This is a genomic window from Dolichospermum sp. LEGE 00240 (assembly GCF_015207875.1).
In the GTDB taxonomy this organism is placed as follows: domain Bacteria; phylum Cyanobacteriota; class Cyanobacteriia; order Cyanobacteriales; family Nostocaceae; genus Dolichospermum; species Dolichospermum gracile.
Window position 1 is genome coordinate 1 of sequence record NZ_JADEVZ010000109.1, and the last position, 10854, is coordinate 10854.

11 protein-coding genes, 1 tRNA gene and 1 pseudogene are annotated in these 10854 nt (G+C 38.6%); 4 read left to right on the forward strand and 9 right to left on the reverse strand.

Annotation, left to right across the window (positions count from 1 at the left end; all coding sequences use genetic code 11):
• Positions 1–213: 213 nt before the first annotated feature.
• Complete coding sequence (locus IQ226_RS23025) at positions 214–1137, forward strand: LysR family transcriptional regulator (RefSeq protein ID WP_193899271.1); 924 nt, start codon at positions 214–216, stop codon at positions 1135–1137.
• Positions 1138–1192: 55 nt separating this feature from the next.
• A complete protein-coding gene (locus IQ226_RS23030) occupies positions 1193–2230 on the forward strand; it encodes an anthranilate phosphoribosyltransferase family protein (protein WP_193899273.1) in 1038 nt (345 codons plus the stop codon).
• Here IQ226_RS23030 and panD read toward each other — a convergent pair.
• The 6 genes from panD to IQ226_RS23060 form a co-directional block, all read right to left on the reverse strand.
• Positions 2211–2594, reverse strand: coding sequence for an aspartate 1-decarboxylase (gene panD, locus IQ226_RS23035; RefSeq protein WP_193899275.1), 384 nt, complete (start codon positions 2592–2594; stop codon positions 2211–2213). The two genes, IQ226_RS23030 and panD, sit on opposite strands and share 20 nt — an antisense overlap.
• 270 nt (positions 2595–2864) lie before the next feature.
• Positions 2865–3383 (reverse strand): inorganic diphosphatase, encoded by a 519-nt coding sequence (locus tag IQ226_RS23040; RefSeq protein ID WP_193899277.1) that lies wholly within the window; start codon positions 3381–3383, stop codon positions 2865–2867.
• 202 nt (positions 3384–3585) lie between these two features.
• Positions 3586–3774 carry a hypothetical protein gene (locus IQ226_RS23045; protein ID WP_193899279.1) on the reverse strand — a complete coding sequence of 63 codons (189 nt, stop codon included), beginning with the start codon at positions 3772–3774 and terminating at the stop codon, positions 3586–3588.
• 207 nt (positions 3775–3981) lie between these two features.
• On the reverse strand, positions 3982–4773 hold the full coding sequence (locus IQ226_RS23050) for a DUF4231 domain-containing protein (RefSeq protein ID WP_193899281.1): 792 nt from the start codon (positions 4771–4773) through the stop codon (positions 3982–3984).
• Between the two features lie 457 nt (positions 4774–5230).
• Positions 5231–5301 (reverse strand) — tRNA-Gly (locus IQ226_RS23055).
• 50 nt (positions 5302–5351) lie between these two features.
• On the reverse strand, positions 5352–6428 hold the full coding sequence (locus tag IQ226_RS23060) for a hypothetical protein (protein WP_228039626.1): 1077 nt from the start codon (positions 6426–6428) through the stop codon (positions 5352–5354).
• 400 nt (positions 6429–6828) lie between these two features.
• On the opposite strand from IQ226_RS23060, the gene IQ226_RS23065 reads away from it, so the two are divergent.
• Complete coding sequence (locus tag IQ226_RS23065) at positions 6829–7425, forward strand: GNAT family N-acetyltransferase (protein ID WP_193899283.1); 597 nt, start codon at positions 6829–6831, stop codon at positions 7423–7425.
• 336 nt (positions 7426–7761) lie between these two features.
• Positions 7762–8235: pseudogene (locus IQ226_RS23070) on the forward strand (hypothetical protein); the annotation flags it as partial.
• Positions 8236–8389: 154 nt separating this feature from the next.
• Here the strand turns inward: IQ226_RS23070 and IQ226_RS23075 are convergent.
• The 3 genes from IQ226_RS23075 to IQ226_RS23085 all read right to left on the reverse strand — a co-directional run bounded on the left by IQ226_RS23075 (position 8390) and on the right by IQ226_RS23085 (position 10687).
• A complete protein-coding gene (locus IQ226_RS23075) occupies positions 8390–9535 on the reverse strand; it encodes a histidinol-phosphate transaminase (RefSeq protein ID WP_193899285.1) in 1146 nt (381 codons plus the stop codon).
• A complete protein-coding gene (locus IQ226_RS23080; RefSeq protein WP_193899287.1) occupies positions 9532–10200 on the reverse strand; it encodes a YqiA/YcfP family alpha/beta fold hydrolase in 669 nt (222 codons plus the stop codon). The genes IQ226_RS23075 and IQ226_RS23080 overlap by 4 nt, the downstream gene beginning before the upstream one ends.
• A gap of 286 nt (positions 10201–10486) precedes the next feature.
• Positions 10487–10687 carry a hypothetical protein gene (locus IQ226_RS23085; protein WP_193899290.1) on the reverse strand — a complete coding sequence of 67 codons (201 nt, stop codon included), beginning with the start codon at positions 10685–10687 and terminating at the stop codon, positions 10487–10489.
• Positions 10688–10854 lie beyond the last annotated feature (167 nt).

A 10854-nucleotide genomic window follows, 5' to 3' on the forward strand; every position in this document is an offset into this window, starting at 1 on the left:
GGGGCAGGGGGCAGGGTGAAAGAATTTTCCAATCACCAATCACCAATCCACTATATGAATCGCTATACAACACATCAATTCAGTATTCGCAAGTATTTTTGCTAATTTGGTTATGTAAATTAAATACTAGACAATTAATTAAATTAAATTAAAATTATACAGATAGCCCGTTAAATTAATAAGAGCTATAATTTTTACTTGGGTTAAATCAAAATGCGTCTAGAGCAGTTGCAAGCCTTTTTGGCGATTGTTCAAACTGGCAGCTTTCAACAAGCAGCAAAACAATGTGGTGTGACTCAATCAACCATTAGTAGGCAAATTCAGGCATTAGAAGCAGATTTAGGGATAGAACTATTTCATAGAACTTCCCATGCCAAATTAACGTTAGGGGGTGAACGGTTACTTCCTCGCGTGCATAAAATCTGCCAGGAATGGGACTTGGCTACACAGGAATTAACAGATTTAATGGGAGGCAAGCAACCGGAACTATGTATTGCAGCAATACACTCGGTCTGTGCTTATTACTTACCACCAGTGTTACAAAAGTTTTGTCATTATTATCCAGATGTCCAATTGCGAGTCACATCATTAGGAAGCGATCGCTCTCTGAAAGTCCTCAAAGATGGTTTGGTAGACTTAGCAATTGTCATGCACAATCGCTTTCTGATCACAGGCAAAGAAATGGCTATAGAATTCCTATACGAAGAACCCATAGAAGTCCTCACCGCAGCCAATCATCCCCTAGCTAAATATGAGTCTATCCCCTGGCTAGAGTTAATTCGTTACCCTCAAGTAGTATTTAAGGATGGTTATGGAATGCAACGTCTGATTCAAGATAAGTTTGAACAGATGAAAACTACACTGAAAGCAGCTTTAGAAGTAAACACCCTCGATGCCTTTCGGGGGGTAGTTCGTCAAGGAGAACTCATTGCCTTACTTCCCCAGTCAGCACTCATAGAAGCCAAATATGACCCTACCCTGGCAGTTCGTCCCCTATACGAAAATAATGATTTAGGCAATAATTCCCCTCTAACTCGTCAGGTAGTCATGGTAACAACTCAAGATCGTCTCCATATTCCTCCCATACAATATTTTTGGCACCTTGTCAAGGACAATATTCCAGAAATTAAAAATTAAAAATATAAACTATTGCCTTTATTGCCTTTTTCCACTGACAACTGACAACTAACAAATGACCAATAAATTTCGAGAATTTATCCAAAAAGTAGGTAGTGGAAGTCACACATCCGATAATTTAACCCGTGCTGAAGCAGCTACCGCGACAAAAATGATGTTATTAGCTGAAGCGACACCAACGCAAATTGGCGCGTTTTTAATTGCCCATCGGATTAAGCGCCCTACTGGGGAAGAGTTAGCAGGGATGTTAGATACCTACCATGAACTTGGCCCCAAATTGTCGGCAATAGCCCAACCTGTCATCGTTTTAGGTATACCCTATGATGGCAGAACCCGTACTGCACCCATCAATATCATTACGGCTTTGTTATTAGCTGCTGCGGGACAACCTGTAATTATGCACGGCGGAGATCGCTTACCCACTAAATATGGTTTACCTTTAATCGAGATTTGGCAAGGTTTAGGAATAGATTGGACTGGTTTATCACTGGAACAAACCCAGGGGATTTTTGAAGAAACAGGAATTGGCTTTATTTACACACCCAAACATTTTCCTTTAAATCAAACTTTGTGGGAATATCGTGATCAATTGGGGAAACGTCCACCGTTAGCAACAATGGAGTTAATTTGGTGTCCATACATGGGGGAAGCCCATATTATTGCCGGTTTTGTTCATCCACCCACGGAAGCAATTTTTCAAGCCGCTTTAGGATTACGTGGGATCACAAAATATACTTTTGTGAAAGGTTTAGAAGGTAGTTGTGACTTACCACGCGAACGCACAGCCATTATCGGTTTATCTTCATCAAGTCCAGAAACATTAACCCGTCTACAACTTTCACCCCGTGAATATGGCTTTACCACTAAAAATGTTCCTCTAACTACTACAGAAGAACTCATTCAAGATATGCAAGGGGTTTTGACGGGAAAAGCCAGCGAATTAATGCAAACAGCCCTCTGGAATGGTGGTTTTTACCTATGGCGCAGTGAGATTTGTCCAGATATGCAAGCTGGTATAGACAAAGCCGCCGAATTAATTACCAGTGGTCTATTAGCTGCTAAACTGCACCAAATCAAGATGTTTCTGGGTTAAATTCATAATGTCGCACTTCTAATAACTGGTTTTTTTCACCCACAATGACAACAGTAGGAGAGTAACATTTTAACTCTTCCATAGTAAACTGCCCGTAAGTCATGATAATCAAGCGATCGCCAACTACGCCTAAACGCGCGGCTGCTCCATTCAACTCAATAGCTCCCGAATTAGCTGGAGCAGGTATAGTATAAGTAATAAAACGCTCACCATTAGCAATATTCACTACTTGTACCTGCTCGTAAGGGAAGATACCAGCTTTTGCCAAGAGAACCTCGTCAATACTGATACTGCCCACATAATTAATATTTGCCGCTGTGAGTGTACAGTTATGAATTTTTGCCGATAAGAGAGTGCGCTGCATTTGATTTTAAATTTTTTTGCAACCAGTGAGAGATTCGGGGATCACCTGAGTTCGGTGTTAGGAGTTTCTCCTTCGGAGACGCTACGCGAACGGAGTTATGATTTTTTCAACGAGATCATCAGGGTTTGAGACTCATATTTGGGGCAGTTTTCCAAAAATTATCTTATGTCGAACTCAGGTGGGATCAGATCAGTAGGTTGTTACTGATCATTCCACAATTATTGGTTTAGTGGGTAATGAGTAATTCACATTACCATCACCCATAATCTATTATGCTTTAGCTTTAGCTGCCTGAATGAACTTTTCGACTAAGGGGGCTACCTTATCAACATCCTGCCAACCGAGAATTTGTGTTACCTTCTTTTCCAAATTTTTATAACTACGGAAAAATTCGGCAATTTCTTCCAGTTTATGAGGGGCTATGTCTTTAAGGGAGAATACATGAGCATAGCGCGGATCTTTATCGGGAACACAAAGAATTTTTTCATCGCGATCGCCACCATCAATCATTTCCAAATAACCAACCGGTCTAGCGGCAATAACGCAACCGGGAAATGTTGGCTCATCCATGATCACCATACCATCTAACGGATCGCCATCATCAGCCAAGGTATTGGGGATAAAACCATAATCATAAGGATACTTAACTGAAGAATAGAGAACCCGATCTAGGGCAAATGCTTGTAAATCCTTATCGTATTCGTATTTATTTTTACTTCCACCAGCAATTTCAATCAGGACATTAATTACACCTGGCTTTGGTTGGGCGGGAATCAAAGATAAATCCACAATAAAACTCCTTTACTAAAAGTGAATCGGCGGCAGCAGCCATTTTTGCTCCCAGTGTAAGATCTTAAGGCATTGTGGATCTCTTCCCCAACATTCCTTCTAAAATACTGGTGAATTTCACCAATGATCCACAAAAAAGGCTCAAGAAGAAAACTCCCTGCCCTTGATCCTCCGTTTGAAGTCTCAAATTCTGCTGTATATTTTAATCTCCGCGAATAGATAGATTGTAGGTTAAGGATGGTTGGTTGTTTTCAACATTCACAGAAGAATAGTGGCCAATGATAAATACTGGTAAAGTGAGAGTGATCAGAGCGATCAGTGTTCCCACAATGTCTGCCAAACGCTGGGAATATGTATCGGAAGAATTGGCAGACGGGCTATTTAAATTCATACAAAGTTGCAATTAATCAGAATCACGAGTAAGTTGACTCCCTGGAAAAGAGCGTCTACACTATTCTAACTGTTTTTTTACTATAAACCGTAATGTCAGGGATAACTGACATTTTTGATCCTTCAGAAATTCCGTAGGGGCGCAGGGTCTGCGCCCAGAAATTGATGTGTTCTGTCCTGCGCCCCTAAATTGGTAATTAAACCAAAACTATGCAGCTACTTTTTGTTGTGTAGTTGATTCTTCAGATTGTGGTGACTCTTGTTTTTCTTGATTCCCTTGTTCTGAATCACTGCTGGGTTGAACTATTTGGAGGTGAATATTATTCACTTGATTAATAAATAGTTCTATTGCCTGACTGACTCTTTGTTGTTGTTTACCTTCTTCGGAAATATCATAACAACGATAGGCTGGGCTAATTCCCAAAATAAACTTTTCCTGTTCAGCTTCTAATAATTCAACGGCTTTGTTAGCAGCCATCCAATTTTTTTCAAAAGGAAATGAGGTAACAATACTGGCAACAATGGAAGCAACTGCTGGGCAAATAACAGGCAGCCATTTTAACCAGCTTTGTCCTGCTTCTAATTTGTCCACCAACACTAAAATTGGGGTTACACCTGACAAAATAACGGTAGAAATTTGCAAAACATAGTAAAGAGTTCTGGCAAGATTTCGAGAACTTTTATAATCGTCAATCAATTCTTGAGAATATTCTAAGGCTTTAGCTCGTGCCGGCAAAACTGTATTATAGTCCAATGTAGTACCATTGCTTAATAGAGATGTATAGAGTTCAGCTTTTTTGGAAAGCTCAGTTTTTTGTGATTCCTTTTTAGCATTATCTACCGATTGTCTATTGAAAAGAAATAAACCAATAGAAACAGTTAAAGCAACGGAGGCAGCAGTTACATATTGTGGATTACCAGAATCAACATAAATAATGAAGCCTGATGTGATCGCAACTGCGGCTAACAAGTAATCAATCAACTTGAAAAAAAACAACATATTTTTGCCTGGTGTAGTTATTGAGATAATGTTGAATTCGTGACTGAGAAAAGTTGTTGCAAAATGGTACTTTTACAAACAATAATGTATATTACACGAAAGTAACAATATTGACAAGTTGTGCTAACTGTCAATAGTCTAAATTTTAGAATGAAATAGCCCCGCGCTTATTATTCCTAAATGATCTCAGTTTTTACTCTCAAATTCTTCTGTTTGGTTATTCATATTTTTGGGTATTTTTATTTAATTCAAAATTATTCTCTCATTTTTGATCCTGAATTTATTGTCAATACCTTATTAATTGCAATTTGTTGGCAATTTTTATGTTACTGTCTATATTTATTACTGGGCTAATTATGTATTTGTATTTAAAATATTTCTGCTACCTATTACACTGGTATCCGTAATACACAATGAAGTGCAGGATGTGGAATATAGAGTAGTGCGTCCATTAAAAAGCGGGTGGCGGGAATCGAACCCGCATTATTAGCTTGGAAGGCTAAAGTTTTACCACTAAACTACACCCGCGTACTGCCGATTTAACTAAGATAACATGGCTTTTATAAAATTGCAAGTAGTTATGGAGAATTTATGGGTTTAATTTGGAGGCGAATATATAAATTGCTTAAATCTGGTTTTGATCCGTCTTGATTATAAGCAGCTAGAAAAGTCTCTTGTGCAAATATTTGGTTAAGTGCTTGCTCATAAATATTTTTTTGGCTGCGGAGTGCGGCCGGTTCAATGGTTATGATTATCGCTTGTTGAAATTGTCCATTTTTATCAATTACTAAACTAGCCAGTATATTTGCTGGTTTGAGATCCTCGTCGCTAGAAAGTATACTGGTCTCTAATTCTTTTTCTGTACTTCCTTGATATTCAGCCAGTACATCCGGTAAAGCATCTGTTATGAGTTGTTTTTGTTGGATTAATTCACTAACTTCTTCTTTGGGTATAGGACTAATGGTAGCTATAGCGCCCAATCCATTGGTGGTTGGGGATGGTTCTGGGTGAGGATTTGCGGAAGGTTCTGCTGTGGGGGTTGGGGAATCAGTGGGAATGTCTTGGGGAAGGAGAGTTCCTTCACCCAGTTTCAATTCTGGACGACGATTCCAGGGAAGTTCACTGTCTGGAATTCTTGGTGTTACTTCTGGTATTGGGTTTGTGGGATAGGATTGTTGTCTAACTGGTGGTTTTTCGGGTTCAGGTTTGTCAGCTTCAGGTTTTCTAACTTCTTTTTTTTCAATTTCAGGTTTGTCAACTTCAGTTTTTCTAACTTCTTTTTTTTCAATTTCAGGCTTTTTAGTTTTATCTTGTTCTGGTAAATTAATTTTAGAACTTATCGCACCATCATTTTGATTGGGTGTAATAGGTGCTGATTTTGGTGAACGTGAAGAAGATTGGGGTTTAATTGTGGATTTTGGTTCGGAAGCAATTTCAATAAAATCAATGGGAATCGGACTTTGGTTAGACTGGGGAAACCAAGCTTGAAATTCATTAGATGAACGCATTAACCAAAATCCTAACAAATGGAGAGAGACAGAACCAATACATACAACAGTCCATAACCAAGGTGGATCACCTGTATGATGATATCGTCTGAATGCTTGAGATGTAATGGAACTGTCATTTAAATGATTATTTGTCAACGTTGGCATTATGTTAATTCAAAGCTTGGATATTCTTAAACAAGGAGTTGGGGAAGTATAACTTTTGCGATCAGAACTTTATTTTCGTAAACCTCTAGAGGTACTATAACAATGCAGTAGAACCCCATAGATTTAATTGTCAAGGCACAGATTACCGTTAGGCAGTTAAGTTTTTATACAGGTTGATTACCTTTCCTGTTGATTGAGATGATAACATCAAATATAATCAACTTATCACTGGGCGATAAATCCCCTCTTACAGATGTTATCCCCGGCTGACAAGACATTGATACCTAAAACTTATTCAGCAAACCCTAAATAGCCTATCTTCTGATAATCTAAACAAGTGATCCACCAAGAGGCTTTTAACCTTATTCCTGCAATCAATCAAATTAATCCCTAATTAGCTTTGAAATTCTGGTTTTTTAACCCTACCCAACCCCAAGCAAGCCCAGAAATTGGTACTTTAACTGTTGGAAAACTCCAAGTTCGCGTAGCCACACCTGATGATTTAATCAGTATTGCCCAAATTGTGGCTGAAAGCTTTCATTCCCAAGAAGGTTTGTGGGGTTGGGCTTTCCCTTTGTTTCGCCTAAGTATTTATGAGGATCTCAGGCATCGGCTCAAGTCTCCCACACCTCATCATATTTGTTTAGTTGCGGTTGATACTGCCACTGAAGATCAGAAAATTATGGGAACTATAGAAATGAGTGTTAGGGGTCATGATTCTTGGGTTGGTGTAAATCCGGGTTTCCCTTATATATCTAATTTAGCTGTTGATCCAGATTGCCGTAGATTGGGTGTGGGTTCTAGTTTATTGATTCGCTGTGAGCAAATTTCTCAGGCATGGGGATTTCAAGACTTATATCTCCACGTTTTGGAACATAATCATCATGCCCGTCAGCTTTATTTTAAGTTGGCATATCGGGTACATAAGGTTGAATCTCCCTGGGATAGACTTTTCTTTAATCGCTCACGTCAGATATTACTGCATAAACGTATATAGGAGGAGTCAGGAGTCAGAGAGAGGGAAGGGGAAAGCCAATTTTTGTATGGGATTTCCCGCAAATTTTGGATTACATGGAAGTTCCTACTTTTAGAAGGGATAGGGGTGAGATTTGCCTTTTTCCTTGTTCTCTAGTTTATTTGGTATGGCTGATCTTTACAGAGACTTTAAATAAAGGTGACTCTGGATTGATTGAAATCTAGCACTAATCCCCTAGAATAGGATAATTAAAGTGACTAAAGGTGCGTGTTTATTCTTAAAATAAATTATACTATCTAGGGTAATATAGGGGATACCACATCAAACTATCACATTCAAAGCAGTGTTATTAACTAAATTATCATGCCAGATGGAAATGGGCAATTGAATGGCTCTAAGCTCCTCACACTAATTCATGGTGGCAAGATTCTCATGGTTAATAGTCGGAGAAGGAATGGGTTAATACTTTTTAAAGAATACCATGCGGAGTTTGCCGGACCTGGAGCAGCGATTGGTGGAAATCATGATAGTGATTGTCAAGGGATTTTGCCCATAGGCAATCTGTCTTTGCTGACTCCTGAATCCCATGAAGATCGTCAAAAAGCTTATTTGCTTAGGCGACAATGGATTCGTCTGATTAAACAAATTACAGAAGATCCAATTGCTAAGGAACGAGTACAAAAGATTCTTGATCAGTTTGAGGTATTTTTCCCATCTGAAATAGTGGCTTGTATCCCGGATGAGGCTTTTGCGATGTTAGTAGGTGTGTTAACACAAACTGTAACGACAGTTCGTCGCGTAGGTATTGATATCGGAAGCAATGAGTGGTAATTAGGGCTTGCTGATAGCGTAGCGTGGCGTTAGCCATATAACGGAGTTCGGAGTTCAGGAGAAAGAAAGAAGAAATAAGAAAGAAGAAAATTCCTTCCCTGTCCCCTGTCACCTCCCCTCACAGATAAATCTTTCAGCAAGCCATAATTAGTTTCTACTCTTCCAATAATGCTTTTATTCGTTCTAGGGTGCGGGTGTTTTCTGCGGGTGTACCGATAGTGATTCTTAAGCCATTGGGTAAAAGTCTAATCAGAGTCCCTTGCTTTCTCAGCTTTTGATTGAGACTTGTTAAAACGGTGGTTGATGATTGAGCGTCCTCGGTTTTAATCCGCAAGTAAATAAAGTTGGTGCTGCTGGGTGTAATTTCCAGGGTTGGGTGTGCGGATAAGGCTGTGATTATTTTGGTTCTTTCGCGGAGGGTTTGGGGGATTGACTCTAGCAAAAGTTGCCGATTTTCTAATGCCATGAGGGCGGCGGCGATGGAAAAACTGGGAAGATTATAAGGAAGACGAACTTTTTCTAAAATTGCGATCGCCTCTGGATGAGCGATACAATAACCTACACGCATGGCTGCGAGACGGAAGGCTTTAGAAAAGGTGCGTAATATAATCCAGTTAGGATGTTGTAATAATTCACTGGCTAAAGTCCTTTGACTAAATTCAAAGTAAGCTTCATCAATAACTACTAAAATTTCTTCTGGTAAACTTTTTAACCATTCCAATTCCGCTGCTGTTAAACAATTAGCGGTGGGGGAATTGGGGTGAACAACAAAAACGACGCGAATGGGAGGATTTTGTGGTTGGGAAATGGCAGATTTTGCGGCTGCTAAATCAGTTTCAAAGTTGCTATGGTTTCTGCCTACAGTAACTACGGGAATGCCTAAAGTCTGGGCTAAAATTCCATACATAGAAAAGGTAGGATTGGCGACTAATATAGAACCTTCTCCCCCTAAACAAGTGGCAATTAATAGGGATCTAATTAATTCATCTGAACCATTGCCGACGGAGATATTCGCAGCGGTGAAAGTTGAATTTGCCAGATTTGCTGATTCATTTACATATTGGGAAATGGCATTTTTGAGAGTTTCATGTCCACCATCGGGATAACGATTAGTTTCAATAAGGTGTTGATAAGTCCAAGCTAATTTTTCTTTGATTTCCGGTGGTAAATCTAAAGGACTTTCATTAGTATCTAATCTATCAAATTGGATGGCGACTGGTTCAGCACTATCACTACCAGGATGAGCTTTATAAGCATTAAGTTGGGATAAATCGGCACGAATAAATTTAAGATTTGTCATTGGTGATTGGTGATTGATAATGGAAAATTTGTTGAGGATAATTGACAAAATGAATAAATTGCTTGCCAAATTTCATTGCTGACATTGCCTAAGCTATGATCACTATTAAATTCTATTAATTCCACCCAAGGACGGGAAATAGCGAAATGGCGACTAGCTTGGATAGGAATTACTTCATCATGTTTACCATGTAAAATCAAGGTGGGAAGGGGACGTTGTAATAAATCTTCTGAATATTGTTTAGCATCGGTAACAAAATTATAATGTAGGGGTAGTAATTGTTGATAACCATAATGATAAACCATCATATATTTTGTTAATTGCCATAGTTTTAAGCCTTTGCCTAATTTTGGCAACCAATGGGATAAAAAACCGAACGCTGGTGCTAATAGTATTAGGCGTTGTACTTGTAAATGTTGTTGTGCTAAATGGGCAGATATCAAACCTCCTAAGCTAGAACCAATGAGGGTAACGGGTTGGGAATTTGCAGGAAGATGAACCGCAATTTGTTGAATTTGTCGAGTGATTGTTAAGTGAGTAAATCCGCCACTGTTTAAGTCAGGGATAGATATTGGGATGTGGTGTTGTGATAATCTTTCTTGAATGTCTTGGGCTTTTGTTGAATTGGGGCTGGAAGCGAAACCGTGAAGATAGAGATAATTCATAAGTGATAAGTTTCAATCATTTCCATATTTTTAATTAAATGCTTACACAATAAGGCTCCACTGATTTTAAACCAGGTTTTTCATCAAAAGAACCGAAGAACCTAAATTCTTATTTTTCACTAATAAAATCAATAAATTGAGATACAGCATCATATTGATCAGGGATTGCTAAAAACCGCAATAATAACTCCTTATCCAAATCTGGTAAAAAGCGACTTTGGTTCACTTCTTCATATTCAAAACCAGGATTTAAACTAAAAATTTGGATTTTATGATTTCTCCAAAATCAAACTTCTGAAACTCGCTTAGGTTTATACAATTCAGTTCTCTTAATTGTGCCACTATTAACTATAATTTCAATCACAACATCAGGAACTTCCTTATTAGTACCAATACAATAAGATTCATCAGGTGTTCCCGAAGCATAGCCAGATTCTTCTAAAGTAAAACCTTCCCTACCATAAAACCGAATCCCCTGATATCTCATGTACGCTTCTAACAAATAGGAAAGGGTTTTCTTTACATATTTAGGACTTACGCATTGACAAAAAAATGAATCTATGTTGATGAAGCAGCACAAGCATTGGTAAGATTGTCCACAATGTAGTCGCGCACAACTAAAGTGAATAAGTTTCTTTGCACTTCATACCAATT

What these genes read in the sequence shown, in the direction of transcription:
- IQ226_RS23025 (WP_193899271.1), top strand. Translation starts at nt 214, where the DNA reads ATGCGTCTAGAGCAGTTGCAAGCCTTTTTGGCGATTGTTCAAACTGGC.
- IQ226_RS23030 (WP_193899273.1), top strand. Translation starts at nt 1,193, where the DNA reads ATGACCAATAAATTTCGAGAATTTATCCAAAAAGTAGGTAGTGGAAGT.
- panD (WP_193899275.1), bottom strand. Translation starts at nt 2,594, where the DNA reads ATGCAGCGCACTCTCTTATCGGCAAAAATTCATAACTGTACACTCACA.
- IQ226_RS23045 (WP_193899279.1), bottom strand. Translation starts at nt 3,774, where the DNA reads ATGAATTTAAATAGCCCGTCTGCCAATTCTTCCGATACATATTCCCAG.
- IQ226_RS23050 (WP_193899281.1), bottom strand. Translation starts at nt 4,773, where the DNA reads ATGTTGTTTTTTTTCAAGTTGATTGATTACTTGTTAGCCGCAGTTGCG.
- IQ226_RS23060 (WP_228039626.1), bottom strand. Translation starts at nt 6,428, where the DNA reads ATGCCAACGTTGACAAATAATCATTTAAATGACAGTTCCATTACATCT.
- IQ226_RS23075 (WP_193899285.1), bottom strand. Translation starts at nt 9,535, where the DNA reads ATGACAAATCTTAAATTTATTCGTGCCGATTTATCCCAACTTAATGCT.
- IQ226_RS23080 (WP_193899287.1), bottom strand. Translation starts at nt 10,200, where the DNA reads ATGAATTATCTCTATCTTCACGGTTTCGCTTCCAGCCCCAATTCAACA.
- IQ226_RS23085 (WP_193899290.1), bottom strand. Translation starts at nt 10,687, where the DNA reads ATGAGATATCAGGGGATTCGGTTTTATGGTAGGGAAGGTTTTACTTTA.